Origin of the sequence: Paracoccus sp. (in: a-proteobacteria) (genome assembly GCF_039808215.1) — a bacterium.
Lineage (GTDB): Bacteria > Pseudomonadota > Alphaproteobacteria > Rhodobacterales > Rhodobacteraceae > Paracoccus.
Window position 1 is genome coordinate 1 of the sequence record NZ_JBDHSP010000033.1, and the last position, 17,064, is coordinate 17,064.

Sequence of the window (17,064 nt, forward strand, 5' to 3'; positions counted from 1 at the left end):
CTGCGCCGCGGTCGATGATCGTCCCATGGGTGGATCCTCCTTCCCAAGAATAGCACGGGAAGAAGGTTAAGTGGACATGTTAAACGCTACTGTAAACGCCGGAATGAGAGGAATGTCAGATATGACGCAAGTAATTGAAAATACTTGGAGGCGGGTACCGGAATCGAACCGGTCTTCACGGATTTGCAATCCGCTGCGTAACCTCTCCGCCAACCCGCCGGAGCCTTGGTCTCATTAGATTTTATGACCGTGGTCGTCAAGCGGTTATCAGTCGAGTTATCATGTTCTCGTTTCGGTTTCGTTCTGTTTAGAGGTGGTCCCGTTTATCTGAACAGGTCATGGGCGCTTTGTAAATGGTTTTCCGCCTCTGTCATGCCGCACCCGCGCCGACAGGCCGGCGGCGTCGATCAGGGCGCGGACATGGGCGTGCTGGTGGCGCGACAGGGTGATGCCGGTGGCCTTCACGGCGTGATGGCGCGCGGCATGCAGCAAGAGCCCGCCCCAGCCGGCGCCGATGTCGAGAAAGCGCTCGCCCGGGCGCAGGTCCAGCTTGCGGCAGATCAGGTCGAGCTTGGCCACCTGCGCCTTGGCCAGGCCCATGCGCGGGCTGCGGAAATAGGCGCAGGAATAGACCCGGCGCGGGTCCAGCCACAGCGCATAGAATTCATCCGAGACATCGTAATGCGACTGCACCTGCAGCGCGTCGCGGTGGCGGCTGTGGCGCAGCCTCGAGACGATGCGCCCCAGCAGCCTTTGCCAGGGCCAGCGCGGCAACGGCCGGCCCCGACCGGGCACCAGCACCGCCACCGCGCGCATCAGCTCGCGCATGCGGCCCTCCACCTGCACCTCGCTCCGCACGATGGCATCGGCCAGCCGTCCCAACTGCCCGCTGGCCAGCGTGCCGCCCCGAGGGCAGGCGCACCGCCAGCGCCACCGGCAGAGCCCGCAGCCTGCGCTCGATCACCTGTTCCAGACCGGGCATGAGAACCTCACGCTTGGCCGGCCGCGGACGGCCGCGCTGTCATGCCCTGCGGACGGGGCGCTACCCGGATGCTAGCGCCCATGGACATTCAGGTTTCCCATCCTGCCTGATTTCTGATTCAGGCTTCCCGAAGGGAGGTCTGAATGGACGGGCAGCGATTTGTGGTGACGGATGGGGTCTGGGCGCGCCTTGAACCCCATCTTCCCGGCAAGGAGATCGACAGCGGCTTGACGGGCAAGGACAATCGCCTGTTTCTGGAGGCTGTTCTCTGGCGCGTGCGCACCGGCCTGCCCTGGCGGGATCTGCCACCGGAATTCGGGAACTGGAACAGTGTGTTCCGCCGCCTTCGCAGATGGGTCACGAGGGGTGTTTCCGAGCGCCTTTTCAATGAGATCCGCGGCGAGCCAGACTTCGAATGCGCGCTGATCGATGTTTGAGGCGCGAGCGCGCCACCGGTTCGAGCGCCGCGCCGAAAGGATCGTCCAGGCTCACCAGAAGGCGAGCGGCGCAAGGGGGGGGGACTCAGGCTCAGGCCATCGGGCGCTTGCGCGGCGGACTGACCACCAGGATCGTGGCGCTGGTCGATGCCCTGGGCGACCTGTCCGACCCTGTCCTCCTGCCGGGTCAGGCCCGGGATCTGAAACGGGACCTGAAAGGCGTCGCACCGCTGATCGAGGACGTGGCATGCGACGCGCTTCTGGCCGACAAGGCCTTCGATGCCGACGTGCCGCTTGCCGAGCTGGATCTGCGCGGCGCGAGCGCAGTCATTGCGCCGAAAGCGAACCGCAAAATCAGGCGCGACCACGACCGGCATGCCTGTAAATGGCGACATCTGATCGAGAATTTCTTCGCGAAGATCAAGGAGTTCCGAGCCATCGCCACGCGCTACGAAAAGACCGCATGCAGTTACGCCGCCAACTGGCACCTCGTGGCGACCATCCTCGCCGCGAAGCGAATGTCCACGGGCTCTAGGCCCGAATCGTCGCAAAAGGCCAGACAGGGCCGCGTGATCGCCTGCAACCGCAGCCCGACGCCGAAAAGCGACCCGTAGGCCGCTGATATCCGTCGTCTTTCGTGAAAGTATTTCTGGAGCGGGCGATGAGATTCGAACTCACGACCCTAACCTTGGCAAGGTTATGCTCTACCCCTGAGCTACGCCCGCACTCCATACCCTTGGCTCGTCGCCGCCGGTGAGCGCTCATTTACGGAAGGGCGCCGGGGGGTGCAAGGGGAAAATGCAGCCGCAGCGAAAATTTCCCCCGCACCGCCAGGGCCGCGGCCGGGCGCGCGCCGGTGGGCTCGACGGTGGGCTTGACGGCGGGGCCGGCTTGCCGAAACCTGCCCGGCAAGGAGGTGGCGATGAAACCGTCCGACCAATTGTCAGAATTCGTCCGCGCCGCCATGGCGCAGGGCGGCAGCCAGCGGCAGATCGCCGCGGCGCTGACCCATGCCGGCTGGTCCGGGCCCGAGATCCACGAGGCCCTCGACAGCTGGGAGGCCGCGCCGGACCTGCCGCCGGTGCCGCGGCCGCGCCCCTATGCCTCGGCGCAGGAGGCGCTGCTTTACGGGCTGCTGTTCGTGTCGCTGGGCATGGTGGCCTGGCATGTGTGCGAGCTGGGCATGGCGCTGATCGACCGGCTGATCCCCGACCCGGCCGAGCCCTATCCCTATTGGGCCGGCTCATCGGTGCGCTGGTCCATCGCCTCGCTCATCGGTTTTGCGCCGCTGTTTCTGTATCTGAACCGCAAGGTGGCACGGATGAGCCGGGGCGACGCCGGCCGCCGCCGCTCGCTGGTGCGCAAGTGGTTCGCCTCGGTGACGCTGATGGTGGCGGCGCTGGTGTTCCTGGCCGACGGTATCTATGTCGTCTACACCCTGCTCAACGGCGAGATGACGGCGCGTTTCGCCGCCAAGGCGGCGCTGGTCGGCGCGATGACCGCGCTGGTGCTGGCCTATTACCGGGACGAGCTGAATGATTAGGGGCTGGGCCACGGCGGCCATCGGCCTGCTGGCCGCGGCCGCGGTCGTTGCCGGGCTGGTGCTGACCGGCGGTCCGGGCCAGGCGCGCAAGGAACGCCGCGACCGCCAGCGCGAGAGCGATCTCGCCAGCCTGGCCGGCATGGTCGATTGCCTCGCGCGCGAGAATGGCGGCCGTCCGCCCGCGGCGATCGCCGCCACTCCGGCCTGCGACTGGCAGGTGCCGCTGCAGGACGCCTTCACCGGCGCGGCCTATGTCTATGAGGTGACCGGCCCGCGCAGCTATCGGCTTTGCGCCACCTTCGATCTGCCGCCCGCCGGGCCGCCGATGCGCGGCAGCCGCGACGCGCAGGGCTGCATCAGCCATGAGGTGCCGCCGATGACCGATATCGTGCCGCAATCGGGCGCGCCGCAGCCCTGAGGGCGCATCTCAGGCCGGCCGCGCCAGCGGCAGCCACAACCCCGCCGCTTGGCGATGTGCCATGAACTGCCCCGTTGCGGGTCGATGGGCGTGGGAAACGCCGGCTGCCTGCGGCACGGCGGCCGCAGGCTTGCTTGCCTTGAGAGAGAAAGCAGAATAAAAATACTCGACTATTGATCGCGGTCAAGCCGGCTTGAACACCATGGCGGGCATGATCGCCAAGACAGGTGATCGCATGATCGAATTCACGCCCTGGCCACCCGAGCTGGCCCGCCGCTACCGCGAAGCCGGTTACTGGATCGACCAGCCGCTGACGCAGATCCTGGACGCGCAGCTGGCGGCGAACCCGGATGCCGAGGCGCTGATCTGCGGCGCCCGTCGCCTCAGCTATGGTGATCTCGACCGGCAGGCGCGACATCTGGCGGCGCGGCTGGCGCGGGCGGGCTTCGGGCATGGCGACACGGCGCTGGTGCAGCTGCCGAACCTGGCCGAGTTCTTCGTGGTGTTCTTTGCCCTGCTGCGCATCGGCGTGGTGCCGGTGAACGCGCTCTACAGCCACCGCCGGCTGGAACTGGCGGAATACGCGCGCCAGATCCGCCCGCGCCTGGTCATCGCCGCCCGCGGGCATGAACTGTTTCGCGACGATGTCTTCCTGGCCGAACTGCGCGCCGGCGGTGCGGAACTGGCGCTGTTGCTGGGCGATCCCGACCCGGCGCAGGGGCTGGAACACTGGCTGACCCATGGCGGCGATCTGCCCGAGGGTGCGGGACCGACGCCGGCCGAGCAGGTGGCCTTCTTCCAGCTTTCGGGCGGCAGCACCGGCACGCCCAAGCTGATCCCGCGCACCCATAACGACTATGACTATTCGATCCGCGCCAGCGTGGCGATCTGCGGCGTGACCTCGGCCACGCGGTTTTTGTGCGCGCTGCCGGCGGGGCACAATTTCGCGCTGAGTTCTCCCGGCACGCTGGGGGTGTTCCACGCCGGCGGCTGTGTCGTCATGGCCCCCAGCCCCGAGCCGCAGTCCTGCTTCGACCTGATCGCCCGCGAATCCGTGACCATGGTGCCCCTGGTGCCGCCCGCCGTCGCGCTGTGGCTGCGCACGGCCGAGGCGGATCCGGCGCGCCGCGCGCAGCTTGCGACGCTGGACCTGATGCTGGTCGGCGGCGCCAGCTTTGCCGAGGCCACGGCCCGGCGCGTGCCCGATGTGCTGGGCTGCCGGCTGCAGCAGGTCTTTGGCATGGCCGAGGGCCTGGTGAATTATACCCGACTCGACGACCCGCCCGAGGTGGTCTTTGCCAGCCAGGGTCGCCCGATCAGCCCCGATGACGAGATCCGCATCCTCGACGCGGAGGGCAACGAGGTGCCCGAGGGCAGCCCCGGCGTGCTGGCCACCCGCGGCCCCTATACTTTCCGCGGCTATTTCCGCGCGCCCGAACACAATGCCGCGGCCTTTGACGCCGAGGGATTCTATCACTCGGGCGACGTGGTGCTGCGCCAGGGCAGCAATCTGCAGGTTGTCGGCCGCATCAAGGACCAGATCAACCGCGGCGGCGAAAAGATCGCCGCCGAGGAAGTCGAGAACCTGCTGATGCGTCATGGCGACATCACCCATGCGGCGCTGGTGGCCACCCCAGACGCGCATCTGGGCGAAAAGAGCTGCGCCTTCCTGGTGCTGCGTGCCGGCGCAGAGAGGCCCTCGCCGCCCGTCCTGCGCCGCTGGCTGCTGGACCTGGGCGTGGCCGAATTCAAGCTGCCCGACCGTTTCCGCATGGTGGCGGAACTGCCGCTGACCGCGGTGGGCAAGATCGACAAGCGCCGCCTGCGCGACAGCCTCGCGGCCAATGCCTGAAAGGACCGACATGGACATGATCGACGGAACCGGCCTCAGCCGCGCATGGCTGCTGGCCCGGGTGCAAGCGATGATCGAGGACGATTGCGACATAGACCCGGCCGAGAACCTGGTGCTTTACGGGCTCGATTCCATCGCGGTGATGGGATTTTCCAGCGAGCTGAAGCAGCTGGGCATCGCCGCCGGTTTCGAGGAACTGGCGCGCGAGCCGACGCTGGACAGCTGGTGGGCGCTGATCTCGGCGCGGCTCTAGCCGCGCAGCGTCGCGCCGCCATCGACGTAGAGATCGGCCATGGTGACATGGCCGGCCTGATCCGACAGCAGATACATCACCGCGCCGGCGATGTCCTCGGGCGTGGCCAGCTTGCGCAGCGGGATGCCGGTGCGATAGGCGGCAAGGCTGCCCTCGATCACCGCGCGCTCGCCCGCGCCGCCGTCCTCGGACCACATGCCGGTCTGCATCGGCGTCAGGGTCGAGCCGGGGGCGACGATATTGCAGCGCACGCCGGCGCCGGCCAGTTCCAGCCCCAGACAACGGATCAGCATGGTCGCCGCCGCCTTGGACGCGGCATAGGCGCCCATGTTCAGCCGCGGGATGACGGCGGCGTTCGAGCTGACCGCGACGATGGCGCCGCCGCCGTGGCGGGCCATGGCGCGGCCAAAGGCGCGGGCGGTGTTGAAGGTGCCGGTGGTATTGGTGGCGATCACCCGTTCCCATTCCCCGGGGTCCAGATCCAGCAGCGGCCCGATGGACAGCACCCCTGCGGCGTGGACGCCCAGCGCCAGCGGCCCGTGCACGTCCTCGGCCCGCGCCACCAGCGCCGCGACGGCGGCACCGTTGCGCACGTCCAGCACCTGCGGGATGGCGCCCGCGGGCAGCGGCGCGGCGTCCAGCGCCGCCGCGGTATCGCCGGCAATGACGCGGGCGCCGGCCTCGAGCAGCGCCGCGGTCACCGCGCGACCGATGCCGCCCGCCGCGCCGGTGACGATGGCGCTGCGCCCCTGAAAGCCGCTCAGGCGCATGGGCGCATCTCCTGCCCTGCCAGCGTGGCCTGAGCCTGGCGGGTGGACAGCACCACGCCGCAGGTGGCGGCGATCCAGGCCATGGCCATGTCGTGTTTCTCGCGGCTGAAGTCGGCCTGGGCGTCGGCGACGGCAAAGGCCTCGATGTCGCGCTGGAAGGCCTCGACCGCGGTGGCCATGCAGCCGATATGGGCATAGATGCCGCAGATCATCATCTGGTCGCGCCCGCGCGCCCGCAGCATGACCTCCAGATTCGTGCGCTGAAAGGCGCTGTAGCGGTGCTTGACCAGCACCAGATCGCCCGGCCCGGGGGCCAGCTCGGGCAGGATCTGCTCATGCTCGGGCCTGGCCTCCATGCCGGGACCCCAGAGATCGGCCTGCAACCCGCGGTCGGGGCGGAACTGGTCGCCCTTCTGCGCGGTATAGAAGACCGGCACACCGGCGCCGCGCGCGGCATGGATCAGGCTGGCGATATTGGCCACCGCCGGCGCCAGCGGCGCGCCGGCGGGATAGGGGCGGCAGAAATAGCGCTGCATGTCATGGACCAGCAGCGCCAGGCGGTCGCGGCGGGGCTGCCAGGGGCCGCGCGCCGGCGGCAGGTCGGCTTCGGCGGGTGGGTCATAGGGGGCGATGCCGGGCAGGGCCATCAGTTCTCTCCTTGCTGGCGCGGCACGCCGGTCAGGCCGGCGTCGGCGGGCAGTCCCAGCGCTGCCAGCAGCGCGCCGAACTTGGCGCCGGTCTCGGCCGCCTCGGCCATCGGGTCCGAGCCGGGCACGATGCCGGCGCCGGCATAAAGCCGCGCCTGACGGCCGCTGATCTCGGCGCAGCGGATGGCGACATACCAGTTGCCGTCGCCCTGCGCGTCGCACCAGCCGACCGCGCCGGCATAAAAGTCGCGGTCCACGGGCTCAAGCGCCTTGATGAACCCCGCCGCCCGCGCCATCGGCACGCCGCAGACCGCCGGCGTCGGATGCAGCAGCGAGGCCAGCACCACCGAGGGCGTGTCGCCGTCGCGCAGCCGCCCCTCGATGCGCGTGCCCAGATGCCACATGCTGCGCGTCGAGGTCAGGCGCGTGCCCTCGGGGCAGCCCAGTTCGCGGCAATGCGGCGCCAGCGTGTCGAGGATCGCCTCGACCACCAGCGCATGTTCGCGGTGATCCTTGTCCGAACGCTCCAGTGCCTCGGCCCCGGTGCGGTCGGCCCTTGGGTCGGCCAGCCGCCGCGCCGAGCCGGCCAGCGGATGCGAGACCACGCGCGCACCGCGCTTTGCAAGCAGCAGTTCCGGCGTCGCGCCGCACAGGGTGCGGCCCTGCGGATGCGCCGGCCCCTCGGGCAGGGCGACGCGAAAGGCGGTGACGCTGGGATCGGCATGCAGCCGCGCCATCAGCGCCGCGACCGGGATCGGGGCGCGCGCCTCGGCCAGGATGCTGCGCGCCAGCACGATCTTGCGCAGGGCGCCGCGGCTGCCGGATTCCTCGGCCATGATCTGCAGCGCGCGCGCGACGCTGCGGGCAAAGTCGGGGGCGGCGGGCTCGGCGGTCAGGCGCCAGTCGCCGCCGGGCAGGACGGGGGCAGCCTCGCGCGGGGCGCGGTCGCGGCGGTGGCAGCGCCACAGGCAGTCCTGCGCCTTGCGGTCAAAGGGCAGGGCGCCGCCGATCAGCTCCTCCGCGCCGCAGTCGGCCAGGGCCGCGGCGACGCGCGCCGCCAGCGTCGCGGCGCTGCCCGGCGCCAGCCTTTGCGCGCCGCCGCCGCCACTGATGCGCCCGGCCGGGCCGTCAAAGCCGAACATGAGCCGATCGGTCACGCAAGGCGCCGGTATCGCGGGCGCGTCTGCCAGGCGGATGTTCATGGGTCATCTCGTTTCAATGGATTTTGCCCGTCTGGCGCGCTTGCCGGCGCCATCGGGAAATGTCGGGGGAAAACAAGCAGCCAGAGATCCCGCCTGCGTCATCATGTCCGGGGCAGAAATCTCCTGCACAAGCCATGGGGTCATCGTGGCGGGCGCGGACGCGCATGGCCGCGCCGGTCCCGGGATTTTGCGCGGCCAATCTGGCAAAGTCGCGCGTCAAATACAAGTAAAAAGATCAGGTATAGCCGGCGACCGGACCTTGCCCCGCCGGTTCGATCACAAAGCGCGTGCCCCAGGGGTCGGTCAACCGTGTCCGCGTCAAAGCGGCCATGGCCCCGGCTTCTGCGCGCAGCACCACCTCGGCCAGGCCCGCGGCGTCGGCGCTGCGCCGGCCGGCGCCGCGGCTGTTCCAGACATTCGCCGCCAGGTGGTGGTGATAGCCGCCCGAGGCAAAGAAGCCGGCACCCGGCAGCCGCGCCATGCAGGCAAGGCCCAGCCGGGTCATGGCGAAATCCTCGGCCAGGGCGATGTCGCCCACCTGCAGATGCACATGGCCGATACCGCTGCCGGCGGGCGCGCCCCGCCACGTGCCGTCGGCCGCGGCCAGCAGGCCCGGCAGGTCCAGCGCCGCCGTGTCCATCACCACCTGGACGCCGGCATGGCGCCACTGGCTGCGCGGACGGTCGGCATAGACCTCGACGCCATTGCCCTCGGGGTCGCGCAGATAGATCGCCTCGCTGACCAGATGATCCGCGGCCCCCTCCAGCCTGGTGCCGCGCCCCGCGGCATGGGCCAGCCACCCGGCCAGCGCCGGACGGCCGGGCAGCAGGAAGGCGGTGTGAAACAGCCCGGCCTCGCGCGGGTGCGGGCGTGCCATGGCGTCGCGGCGCAATTCCAGCAGCGGCTGGCCGCCAGCGCCCAGCATCATGCCGGCGCCGTCGCCCGAGAGGCGCTCGAGCCCGATCACCGACTGGTAGAAATCCCCGACCCGTGCCAGATCCCGCACCACCAGCGCCACGCGCGCAATGCGGATGGGGGCGTCGCTGCTTGCCATGGCGGCCTCCTGCCTGCTGCTGCGCCAGTAGATAGGCACGCTGGGCGCGCCCGGAAATGGCGGCAAGGGCAATGATTGCCTTTGGCCCTGCCGCGGCGCATGATGCGGGGTCCTTTTCCCGGTGGTTCCCGATGACGCCCCGCAGCCCGCAGACCCCGCCCCGCCCGCAGCCCGAAGCCGCGCCCCTGGCCGCCGATCCGGCGCGGATGGAGATCTTCCTGGTCGCCACCCCCGGCCTTGAAGCGCCGCTGGCCGAAGAGGCGCGCGCCCTTGGCTTCGACGCGCGCATCCAGCCCGGCGGCGTCACCTTTGCAGGCGGCTGGCCCGATGTCTGGCGTGCCAACCTGCAGATCCGTGGCGCCACAAAGGTGCTGGCGCGCATCGGCGCCTTTCGCGCCCTGCATCCGGGGCAGCTTGACAAGCGTGCGCGTCGCTTTCCCTGGGCCGACTGGCTGCGCCCGGACGTGCCCCTGCGGCTTGAGGCGACCAGCCGCAAGTCGCGCATCTATCACGCCGGCGCCATCACCCAGCGCTTCGAGGCCGCGATCCGCGACAGTCTCGGTGCCCCCGTCGCCGAGGATGCGGCGGTGGTGCTGAAGATCCGGCTCGAGGACGATCTGTGCACCATCAGCCTGGACAGTTCGGGGGAATCGCTGCACCGGCGCGGCCACAAGCAGGCCGTCGGCAAGGCCCCCATGCGCGAGACCATGGCGGCGATGTTCCTGCGCCTATGCGGCTATGACGGCTCCGGGCCGGTCTTGGACCCGATGTGCGGCTCGGGCACCTTCGTGATCGAGGCGGCCGAGATCGCCGCCGGGCTGAACCCCGGTCGCCTGCGGTCTTTTGCCTTTGAACATCTGGCGCAGTTCGACGCCGCGGCCTGGGCCGCGATGCGCGCCGCTGCCAATGGCCCGCCCGCCCCCGTGCCGCTGCGCTTTCTGGGCAGCGACCGCGACGCCGGCGCCATCCGCATGAGCCGCGAGAACGCCGCCCGCGCCGGGCTTCAGCACTGGACCGCATTTGACAACCGCGCCATCGCCGACCTGATCCGTCCCGAGGGTCCGCCGGGGCTGGTGATCGTGAACCCGCCTTACGGCGCGCGCATCGGCAACAAGGGGCCGCTTTACGCCCTGCACGCGGCGTTGGGCGAGGTCTTGCGCGCGCGTTTCCGGGGCTGGCGCGTCGGCATCGTCACCAGCGAAGGCCAGCTGGCACGCGCCACCGGCCTGCCGCTCAGCGAGCCCGGCCCCTATGTGGCGCATGGCGGGCTGAAGGTGCGGCTTTACCAGACCGGGCCGCTTTGATCCTTGCCCGGCTGCGCGCCCATGCGCCGCGCCGGCCAGCGCGGCAGCCGCGGCACGATCAGCGCATCGCCCGGCCTGACCCGCGCCGCCAGCCAGATCAGGTCGCGCCGCGCCATGGCGATGCAGCCCGCGGTCGGAAAGCCCGGTCGCCGCCACTGATGCAGGAAGATCGCCGAGCCGCGCCCCGCCTCGGCCCGCGGGTGGTTCCAGTCGGTCACCAGCACGATGTCGTAAAGCGGATCGGCGCGGCGCATCGCCTCATGGCTGGCGGCAAAGGGCGCGCGCACCGGCTGGTTGTAGGCAGCATGTCCCGGGGCATCGCACCACAGATCGCCCGGCAGGATCGGCCGCGCCCAAGAACTGGGCGGCGCCAGCCGGTCCGGGCGGTAAAGCAGGGCGAGGATATGATGCAGGCCCGCAGGCGTCGCGCCGTCGCCCTCGTGCTTTGCGCGGGAAATGCCGCCGCGCCCGACCGCGCAGGGAATCAGCCGCGACCCGGCCGCCAGCCCCATCGGCGTCAGCCGCAGCCTCACAGGATGTGTCCGGATTTCTGCGCCTTCACGTCCAGATAGGCGCTGTTGTGGCGGTTTCGGGGCGTGATCAGCGGCACACGCTCGGCCACGGCGATGCCCTGCGCCTGCAGCATCGCCACCTTTCTGGGATTGTTGGTCATCAGCCGCACAGCGCTGAATCCCATCCGCTTCAGGATGCCGGCGCCGATGCGGAAATCGCGCTCGTCGTCCAGAAAGCCCAGGCGGTGATTGGCCTCGACGGTATCAAACCCCTGATTTTGCAGGGCATAGGCGCGCATCTTGTTGGCCAGGCCGATGCCGCGCCCCTCCTGGTTGAGGTAAAGCAGCACCCCGGCGCCGGCCGCGCCCATCGCCTGCAGCGCCGCCTGCAACTGCGGGCCGCAATCGCATTTCAGGCTGCCCAGCACGTCGCCGGTGAAGCAGGCCGAATGCAGCCGCGCCAGCACCGGGGCGTCGCGGGACGGGGTGCCGATCTCGACGGCGTAATGCTCGGCCTCGCCGCTGTCGGGGCGAAAGATGTGCAGCCGCGCGTCTTCGGCGGCATGCAGCGGCAGGCGGGCGGCGGCGACCGGCGCCATCAGCGCCTCGCGCGCCATCTGTGCCAGAGCCGGGCCGGCGGCCAGGCGTGTCAGGCCGGGGGGCGGCGTATCGACCGCGACCACCAGCAGCGCCGGCAGCAGCTCGGCCGCCTTGGCCAGGGCGATGCCGGCGCGGTGCGCCTCGACGATGCCGCCGCGCGGGCCGGTGAACGGCCCCTTCATCGGCGTCATCAGATCGCCTGCGGGATCGGCCACGGCGCGCAGCCAGGCCAGGTCGGCGCCCTCGGGCACCGAGATGCGCGCCAGATCCCCGTCATAGATGCGCGCCTTCAGCGTCTCGGCGCGCGGAGCGGTGATCGCCAGCACCAAAGGACCCAGCGCGCGCATCGCCGCCAGCCGCTCGGGGTTCAGGGTCTCGACCGCGGCCAGCAGGTGATCGCCGATGACCACCGGCAGGCCCATGCGCAGGTCGGCGCGGGCACGCGAAAGTGTCTCGGTCAGGGTCGGGATCAGGCCCATCGGCGCGGCATCTCTGAAACAAACTGAAACATAAGCCGGATTTCCGACAACTCCATGTGAGATATGTTGCAGACCGCTGGACGCAAGCCGTGCCGCACCACAGTTTTCCGCCATAAGGACAAAGGAGGCAAGAATGGCCGGACTGAAAAAGATCCTCTTGGTCGATGACGAGGAAGACCTGCGCGAGGCCCTGGCCGAGCAACTGACCGCCACCGAGGATTTCGAGGTGGCCGAGGCCGGCAGCGGCCATGAGGCGGTCGAACGCAGCAAGGGCGCGATCTTTGATCTCGTGGTGCTGGACGTGGGCCTGCCCGACACCGACGGGCGCGAACTGTGCAAGCGGCTGCGCAAGCAGGGGGTGAAATGCCCCATCGTCATGCTGACCGGGCATGACACCGACGCCGACACCATCCTCGGCCTCGACAGCGGCGCCAACGACTATATCACCAAGCCGTTCAAGTTTCCGGTGCTGCTGGCGCGGCTGCGCGCACAGCTGCGCACGCATGAGCAGTCCGAGGACGCCATCTTCCAGCTTGGCCCCTATACGTTCAAGCCGGCGATGAAGATGCTGGTCGACGGCAAGGATCGCAAGATCCGCCTGACGGAAAAGGAAACCAACATCCTGAAGTTCCTGTATCGGGCGCAGGACGGCGTGGTGGCGCGCGACGTGCTCTTGCACGAGGTCTGGGGCTATAACGCCGGCGTCACCACGCATACGCTGGAGACCCACATCTACCGCCTGCGCCAGAAGATCGAGCCAGACCCCTCGAACGCGCGGCTGCTGGTCACCGAATCCGGCGGCTATCGGCTGGTGGCCTAGGCGCGGCGTCACCGTCGCGGGGGGACTTCGCGTCCCCCGGTGCGACGCTGCCGATGGACAAGCCGCCACCGTCCTCATAGGCTCCGCCTCCGGATAAAGGAGCCCGCCGTGTTCACCATCGCCACCTGGAACATCAACTCGGTCCGCCTGCGCGCGGCGCTGGTCGCGCGCCTGCTGACCGAGGAGGCCCCCGACATCCTGTGCCTGCAGGAGATCAAGAGCCCGGTCGAGAAGATCCCGATGGAGGGTTTTCAGGCGCTGGGCTATCGCCACATCGTCGCGCGGGGGCAGAAGGGCTACAATGGCGTCGCCATCCTGTCACGCCTGCCGCTTGAGGACGCGGGCGAGCGCGACCACGCCGATCTTGGCCATGCCCGCCATGTCGCCGCGCGGTTGGAAAACGGCGTCACCATCCACAATTTCTACGTCCCCGCCGGCGGCGACATTCCCGACCGCGAGCAGAACGAGAAATTCGGCCAGAAGCTGGATTTCCTGACCGGGATGCGCGACGCCTTCCATGCCGAGCGCCCCGAGCGCGCGATCCTCGTGGGCGATCTGAACATCGCGCCCCGCGAGGACGATGTCTGGAACCACAAGGCGCTTCTGAAGATCGTCAGCCACACGCCCGTCGAGGTCGCGCATCTGGCCGAGACGCAGGCGGCGGGCGGCTGGGTGGACATCACCCGCCAGGACATTCCCGAGGGCCGGCTCTACAGCTGGTGGAGCTACCGCGCCCGCGACTGGGACGCCGCCGACAAGGGCCGGCGGCTGGATCACATCTGGGCCACGCCCGACATCGCCGGGGCAGGCCATGGCAGCCGCATCCTGCGCGCGGTGCGCGGCTGGGAGCAGCCCAGCGACCACGTTCCGGTGCTGGCCAGCTTCGATCTATAGGCGGCGTTGCGCCACCTTGCATCGCCCCATGCGCTGCTCCATCTAGGGGGCGACCCTTTCGCAAGAGGAAAACCGATGCTCGAGCTTGGCTCTGCCCCCGTCGAAAACGCCGCCCCCGAGATCATCAAGGACGTGACCGAGGCCAGTTTCATGGCCGATGTCATCGACGCCTCGATGAGCGTGCCGGTGATCGTCGATTTCTGGGCGCCCTGGTGCGGCCCGTGCAAGACGCTGGGCCCGCAGCTTGAGGCCGAGGTGGCGCGCCACAAGGGCCGGGTGCGCATGGCCAAGATCAACGTGGACCAGAACCAGATGATCGCCGGGCAGTTGCGCGTGCAGTCGATCCCGACGGTCTATGCCTTCTTCCAGGGCCAGCCGGTCGATGCCTTCCAGGGCGCGATCCCGCAAAGCCAGATCAAGAGCTTCGTGGAAAAGCTGGTGGCGCTGGGCGGCGATGACGGCGGGCTGGGCGCCGCGCTGGAGGCGGCCGAGGCGATGCTCGCCGAGGGCGCCCCCGAGGACGCCGCCGAGACCTTTGCCGCCATCCTCGAGGAAGAGCCCGAGAACGCCGTGGCCTGGGGCGGGCTGGTGCGCGCGCGTCTGGCCGCCGGCGCGCTGGACCTGGCCGAAGAGGCGCTGGCGGGCGTGCCGGCCGCCGCGACCAATGCCGCCCCGGTCGAGGCGGCGCGCGCGCAGCTGCAACTGGCGCGGCAGGCGGCCAGCGCCGGCCCACTGGACGAATTGCGCCACCGGGTCGAGGCCAACCCGACCGACCAGCAGGCGCGGTTCGACTATGCCACGGCGCTGCATGCCGGCGGCGAGGTCGAGGCCGCCATCGACCAGCTTCTGGACTGTTTCCGCCGCGACCGCGACTGGAACGGCGGCGCCGCCAAGGCGCAGCTGCTGACCGTCTTCGATGCGCTGAAACCCACGGATCCGCTGGCGCAAAAGGGGCGGCGGCGGCTGTCCTCGCTGATTTTCGCCTGAGATGCTGCTGCGCCCCGACCTGCCCGAGGTGATCGCGCTGTTCCCGCTGCCCGGGGCGGTGCTGATGCCGCGCACGCGCCTGCCGCTGCAGATCTTCGAACCGCGCTATCTGCAGATGGTCGAGGACGTGCTGAAGACCCCGGCGCGGCTGATCGGCATGATCCAGCCTGCCGAGACGGGGCTGGAGGCGCTGGCGCAGGTCGGATGCGCCGGGCGCATCGTGGCCTTTTCCGAGCTTGAGGACGGGCGGCTGATGATCTCGCTCAGGGCGCGCTCGCGCTTTCGGCTTGGTGAGCTGCGCCCCGGCTTTACCCCCTATCTGCGCGCCCAGGTGGACTGGTCTGGCTATGACGCCGACCTTGCCACCCGCCCCGAGGAGGACCAGGGCTTTGACCGCGCCGATTTCATGGCGCGGCTGGGGCGCTATCTGTCCCTGCGCGGCCTGTCGACGGATTGGGAATCGGCCGAGGCCTCGGATGACGAGACGCTGGTCAATTCCCTTGCCATGCTGCTGCCCTTGGCGCCCGAGGAAAAGCAGGCGCTGCTGGAATGCCCCAGCCTGTCCGCGCGCCGCCAGCTTCTGGACGGGCTTCTGGAATATGCCCTGCATGGCGGCGACAACGAGGAGACGATCCAGTGACCGACACCACCGACACCCCGGAACCGCGCGGCTTCGACCGCCGCATGCTCGAGGCGCTGGTCTGCCCGGTGACCCATGCCACGCTGCGCTATGACGCGCAGCGTCAGGAACTGGTCTCGGAGGCGGCGGGGCTGGCCTTCCCGATCCATGACGGCATCCCGATCATGCTGATCGCCGAGGCGCGCCAGATCCGGGGCTGAGGCGGGCATCTGCGGGCGCGCGCGCTGCTTTGGGGAAGGCCGCGCGCCCGCGACATGCGGTCAGAGCCGGCAGATCTCCGACCGCACAAGGAAACGGCGCTCGCGGCCGTTGTCGAGGCTGAACATGCCGCCGCGTCCGGGGACCACGTCGATGAGCAGCCGCGTGTGCTTCCAGGCCTCATACTGGCTTGCCGAGATGTAGAACGGCATGCCGCCGATCTCGCCAAGCCTGACGTCGCGTTCGCTGAGGCGGAATTCGCCCTGCGGATAGCACATGGGCGAAGACCCGTCACAGCAGCCCCCGGACTGGTGAAACAGCACCGGCCCGTGATCGGCGACGATCTCGGCCAGCAGCGCCAACGCCGCGGCAGTGGCGCTGACCTGGTCCAGCCCTTCGGGTGCGGCGACGGGTTCCATGGTCAGGCCGTCAGGTCCATGACGACCCGGCCCTCGATCTGGCCCTTGTGCATCTGCGCGAAGATGTCGTTCACATCCTCGAGCCGCGCCTTGCGGACCGTGGCCTTGACCTTGCCCTGGGCGGCGAAGTCCAGCGATTCCTGCAGGTCCAGCCGCGTGCCGACGATCGAGCCGCGCACGGTGACGCCGTTCAGCACCATGCCGAAGATGTCGAGCGGGAAGTCCCCGGGTGGCAGGCCGTTCAGCGCCACGGTGCCGCCGCGCGCCACCATGCCGATCGCCTGTTCAAAGGCCTTGCGCCCGACCGCGGTGACCAGCGCGCCCTGCGCCCCGCCGTCGGTCTGCTTCTTGATCGCGGCCGCCGGGTCGTGTTCGGTCGCGGCGTTCACGGTGACGGTGGCGCCCAGCTTGCGCGCCAGCGCCAGCTTGTCGTCGTCGATGTCCACCGCGGCGACGTTCAGCCCCATGGCCTTGGCATATTGCACCGCCATGTGCCCGAGGCCGCCGATGCCCGAGATCACCACCCAGTCGCCGGGCTTGGTGTCGGTGACCTTCAGCCCCTTGTAGACGGTGACGCCCGCGCAAAGCACCGGCGCGATGTCGAGGAAGTCGATGTTCTTGGGCAGGTGGCCGACAAAGTTCGGATCGGCCACGACGTAATCGGCAAAGCCGCCGTTCACCGAATAGCCGGTGTTCTGCTGGCTTTCGCACAGGGTCTCCCAGCCGCCGAGGCAGTGGCGGCAATGGCCGCAGGCGGTGTAGAGCCACGGCACGCCGACGCGGTCGCCTTCCTTGACATGCTTGACGCCGGCGCCGACGCCCGAGACATAGCCCACGCCCTCATGGCCCGGGATGAAGGGCGGGTTGGGTTTCACCGGCCAGTCGCCCTCGGCGGCATGCAGGTCGGTGTGGCACACGCCCGAGGCATGGATGCGGACCTGGATCATGCCGGGGCCGGGTTCGGGGATCGGCACCTCGTCGATGGTCAGCGGTTTGCCGAATTCGCGCACGACGGCGGCTTTCATGGTTTTGGCCATGGTTCAACTCCTTGCA

Annotated in this window: 19 protein-coding genes, 2 tRNA genes and 1 pseudogene; 11 read left to right on the forward strand and 11 right to left on the reverse strand. The window is 69.5% G+C overall.

The window, feature by feature from the left end:
• Nucleotides 1–145: 145 nt before the first annotated feature.
• A tRNA-Cys gene (locus WMK75_RS11530) sits at nucleotides 146–219 on the reverse strand.
• Nucleotides 220–336: 117 nt separating this feature from the next.
• Nucleotides 337–828 (reverse strand): class I SAM-dependent methyltransferase, encoded by a 492-nt coding sequence (locus tag WMK75_RS11535; protein ID WP_347267822.1) that lies wholly within the window; start codon nucleotides 826–828, stop codon nucleotides 337–339.
• Between the two features lie 297 nt (nucleotides 829–1,125).
• Here WMK75_RS11535 and WMK75_RS11540 point away from each other — a divergent pair.
• Nucleotides 1,126–1,934, forward strand: a pseudogene (locus WMK75_RS11540) (IS5 family transposase); the annotation flags it as partial.
• Between the two features lie 135 nt (nucleotides 1,935–2,069).
• Here WMK75_RS11540 and WMK75_RS11545 read toward each other — a convergent pair.
• Nucleotides 2,070–2,144, reverse strand: a tRNA-Gly gene (locus tag WMK75_RS11545).
• Between the two features lie 197 nt (nucleotides 2,145–2,341).
• Here WMK75_RS11545 and WMK75_RS11550 point away from each other — a divergent pair.
• The 4 genes from WMK75_RS11550 (at nucleotide 2,342) to WMK75_RS11565 (ending at nucleotide 5,485) form a co-directional block, all read left to right on the forward strand.
• The gene (locus tag WMK75_RS11550) at nucleotides 2,342–2,962 is read left to right on the forward strand and encodes a DUF5671 domain-containing protein (protein ID WP_347267823.1); all 621 of its coding nucleotides are present in this window, start codon (nucleotides 2,342–2,344) and stop codon (nucleotides 2,960–2,962) included.
• Nucleotides 2,955–3,380 carry a hypothetical protein gene (locus WMK75_RS11555; RefSeq protein ID WP_347267824.1) on the forward strand — a complete coding sequence of 142 codons (426 nt, stop codon included), beginning with the start codon at nucleotides 2,955–2,957 and terminating at the stop codon, nucleotides 3,378–3,380. The genes WMK75_RS11550 and WMK75_RS11555 overlap by 8 nt, the downstream gene beginning before the upstream one ends.
• 235 nt (nucleotides 3,381–3,615) lie before the next feature.
• Nucleotides 3,616–5,232, forward strand: coding sequence for a (2,3-dihydroxybenzoyl)adenylate synthase (locus WMK75_RS11560; protein ID WP_347267825.1), 1,617 nt, complete (start codon nucleotides 3,616–3,618; stop codon nucleotides 5,230–5,232).
• Nucleotides 5,233–5,242: 10 nt separating this feature from the next.
• Complete coding sequence (locus WMK75_RS11565) at nucleotides 5,243–5,485, forward strand: phosphopantetheine-binding protein (protein ID WP_347267826.1); 243 nt, start codon at nucleotides 5,243–5,245, stop codon at nucleotides 5,483–5,485.
• Here the strand turns inward: WMK75_RS11565 and WMK75_RS11570 are convergent.
• From WMK75_RS11570 to WMK75_RS11585, 4 genes are all read right to left on the reverse strand, one after another.
• Nucleotides 5,482–6,255 (reverse strand): SDR family oxidoreductase, encoded by a 774-nt coding sequence (locus WMK75_RS11570; protein ID WP_347267827.1) that lies wholly within the window; start codon nucleotides 6,253–6,255, stop codon nucleotides 5,482–5,484. The two genes, WMK75_RS11565 and WMK75_RS11570, sit on opposite strands and share 4 nt — an antisense overlap.
• Nucleotides 6,246–6,902 (reverse strand): isochorismatase family protein, encoded by a 657-nt coding sequence (locus tag WMK75_RS11575; protein ID WP_347267828.1) that lies wholly within the window; start codon nucleotides 6,900–6,902, stop codon nucleotides 6,246–6,248. Before WMK75_RS11575 ends, WMK75_RS11570 begins: the two co-directional genes overlap by 10 nt.
• Entirely contained in the window at nucleotides 6,902–8,059 is a 1,158-nt protein-coding gene (locus WMK75_RS11580; RefSeq protein WP_347267829.1) for an isochorismate synthase, read from the reverse strand. Before WMK75_RS11580 ends, WMK75_RS11575 begins: the two co-directional genes overlap by 1 nt.
• A gap of 280 nt (nucleotides 8,060–8,339) precedes the next feature.
• Nucleotides 8,340–9,158 carry a VOC family protein gene (locus WMK75_RS11585; protein ID WP_347267830.1) on the reverse strand — a complete coding sequence of 273 codons (819 nt, stop codon included), beginning with the start codon at nucleotides 9,156–9,158 and terminating at the stop codon, nucleotides 8,340–8,342.
• A gap of 206 nt (nucleotides 9,159–9,364) precedes the next feature.
• On the opposite strand from WMK75_RS11585, the gene WMK75_RS11590 reads away from it, so the two are divergent.
• Nucleotides 9,365–10,462, forward strand: coding sequence for a class I SAM-dependent RNA methyltransferase (locus WMK75_RS11590; RefSeq protein WP_347267847.1), 1,098 nt, complete (start codon nucleotides 9,365–9,367; stop codon nucleotides 10,460–10,462).
• Here WMK75_RS11590 and WMK75_RS11595 read toward each other — a convergent pair.
• Together WMK75_RS11595 and ribA are read right to left on the reverse strand one after the other, a co-directional pair.
• On the reverse strand, nucleotides 10,441–10,974 hold the full coding sequence (locus WMK75_RS11595) for a L,D-transpeptidase family protein (protein ID WP_347267848.1): 534 nt from the start codon (nucleotides 10,972–10,974) through the stop codon (nucleotides 10,441–10,443). The genes WMK75_RS11590 and WMK75_RS11595 overlap by 22 nt on opposite strands.
• Before the next feature lie 17 nt (nucleotides 10,975–10,991).
• The gene (ribA, locus tag WMK75_RS11600) at nucleotides 10,992–12,053 is read right to left on the reverse strand and encodes a GTP cyclohydrolase II (RefSeq protein WP_347267831.1); all 1,062 of its coding nucleotides are present in this window, start codon (nucleotides 12,051–12,053) and stop codon (nucleotides 10,992–10,994) included.
• A 133-nt stretch (nucleotides 12,054–12,186) separates the two neighbouring features.
• Between ribA and WMK75_RS11605 the strand changes: the two genes are divergently transcribed.
• The 5 genes from WMK75_RS11605 (at nucleotide 12,187) to WMK75_RS11625 (ending at nucleotide 15,594) form a co-directional block, all read left to right on the forward strand.
• Nucleotides 12,187–12,873 (forward strand): response regulator transcription factor, encoded by a 687-nt coding sequence (locus tag WMK75_RS11605; RefSeq protein ID WP_347267832.1) that lies wholly within the window; start codon nucleotides 12,187–12,189, stop codon nucleotides 12,871–12,873.
• A 108-nt stretch (nucleotides 12,874–12,981) separates the two neighbouring features.
• Complete coding sequence (locus tag WMK75_RS11610; RefSeq protein WP_347267833.1) at nucleotides 12,982–13,767, forward strand: exodeoxyribonuclease III; 786 nt, start codon at nucleotides 12,982–12,984, stop codon at nucleotides 13,765–13,767.
• Nucleotides 13,768–13,842: 75 nt separating this feature from the next.
• Nucleotides 13,843–14,754 carry a co-chaperone YbbN gene (locus WMK75_RS11615; RefSeq protein ID WP_347267834.1) on the forward strand — a complete coding sequence of 304 codons (912 nt, stop codon included), beginning with the start codon at nucleotides 13,843–13,845 and terminating at the stop codon, nucleotides 14,752–14,754.
• Nucleotide 14,755: 1 nt separating this feature from the next.
• Nucleotides 14,756–15,394 carry an LON peptidase substrate-binding domain-containing protein gene (locus tag WMK75_RS11620; protein ID WP_347267835.1) on the forward strand — a complete coding sequence of 213 codons (639 nt, stop codon included), beginning with the start codon at nucleotides 14,756–14,758 and terminating at the stop codon, nucleotides 15,392–15,394.
• Entirely contained in the window at nucleotides 15,391–15,594 is a 204-nt protein-coding gene (locus WMK75_RS11625; protein ID WP_347267836.1) for a Trm112 family protein, read from the forward strand. Before WMK75_RS11620 ends, WMK75_RS11625 begins: the two co-directional genes overlap by 4 nt.
• A gap of 60 nt (nucleotides 15,595–15,654) precedes the next feature.
• On the opposite strand, the gene WMK75_RS11630 is transcribed toward WMK75_RS11625, so the two are convergent.
• Together WMK75_RS11630 and adhP are read right to left on the reverse strand one after the other, a co-directional pair.
• Nucleotides 15,655–16,011 carry a DUF779 domain-containing protein gene (locus tag WMK75_RS11630; protein ID WP_347267837.1) on the reverse strand — a complete coding sequence of 119 codons (357 nt, stop codon included), beginning with the start codon at nucleotides 16,009–16,011 and terminating at the stop codon, nucleotides 15,655–15,657.
• Nucleotides 16,012–16,013: 2 nt separating this feature from the next.
• Complete coding sequence (gene adhP, locus WMK75_RS11635; protein ID WP_347267838.1) at nucleotides 16,014–17,048, reverse strand: alcohol dehydrogenase AdhP; 1,035 nt, start codon at nucleotides 17,046–17,048, stop codon at nucleotides 16,014–16,016.
• Nucleotides 17,049–17,064: the final 16 nt, after the last annotated feature.

Bases quoted from the DNA above. Each gene is read 5' to 3' on its own strand.
- WMK75_RS11535 (WP_347267822.1), bottom strand. From the start codon at position 828: ATGCGCGAGCTGATGCGCGCGGTGGCGGTGCTGGTGCCCGGTCGGGGC.
- WMK75_RS11550 (WP_347267823.1), top strand. From the start codon at position 2,342: ATGAAACCGTCCGACCAATTGTCAGAATTCGTCCGCGCCGCCATGGCG.
- WMK75_RS11555 (WP_347267824.1), top strand. From the start codon at position 2,955: ATGATTAGGGGCTGGGCCACGGCGGCCATCGGCCTGCTGGCCGCGGCC.
- WMK75_RS11560 (WP_347267825.1), top strand. From the start codon at position 3,616: ATGATCGAATTCACGCCCTGGCCACCCGAGCTGGCCCGCCGCTACCGC.
- WMK75_RS11565 (WP_347267826.1), top strand. From the start codon at position 5,243: ATGGACATGATCGACGGAACCGGCCTCAGCCGCGCATGGCTGCTGGCC.
- WMK75_RS11570 (WP_347267827.1), bottom strand. From the start codon at position 6,255: ATGCGCCTGAGCGGCTTTCAGGGGCGCAGCGCCATCGTCACCGGCGCG.
- WMK75_RS11575 (WP_347267828.1), bottom strand. From the start codon at position 6,902: ATGGCCCTGCCCGGCATCGCCCCCTATGACCCACCCGCCGAAGCCGAC.
- WMK75_RS11585 (WP_347267830.1), bottom strand. From the start codon at position 9,158: ATGGCAAGCAGCGACGCCCCCATCCGCATTGCGCGCGTGGCGCTGGTG.
- WMK75_RS11590 (WP_347267847.1), top strand. From the start codon at position 9,365: ATGGAGATCTTCCTGGTCGCCACCCCCGGCCTTGAAGCGCCGCTGGCC.
- WMK75_RS11595 (WP_347267848.1), bottom strand. From the start codon at position 10,974: ATGGGGCTGGCGGCCGGGTCGCGGCTGATTCCCTGCGCGGTCGGGCGC.
- ribA (WP_347267831.1), bottom strand. From the start codon at position 12,053: ATGGGCCTGATCCCGACCCTGACCGAGACACTTTCGCGTGCCCGCGCC.
- WMK75_RS11605 (WP_347267832.1), top strand. From the start codon at position 12,187: ATGGCCGGACTGAAAAAGATCCTCTTGGTCGATGACGAGGAAGACCTG.
- WMK75_RS11615 (WP_347267834.1), top strand. From the start codon at position 13,843: ATGCTCGAGCTTGGCTCTGCCCCCGTCGAAAACGCCGCCCCCGAGATC.
- WMK75_RS11620 (WP_347267835.1), top strand. From the start codon at position 14,756: ATGCTGCTGCGCCCCGACCTGCCCGAGGTGATCGCGCTGTTCCCGCTG.
- WMK75_RS11630 (WP_347267837.1), bottom strand. From the start codon at position 16,011: ATGGAACCCGTCGCCGCACCCGAAGGGCTGGACCAGGTCAGCGCCACT.
- adhP (WP_347267838.1), bottom strand. From the start codon at position 17,048: ATGGCCAAAACCATGAAAGCCGCCGTCGTGCGCGAATTCGGCAAACCG.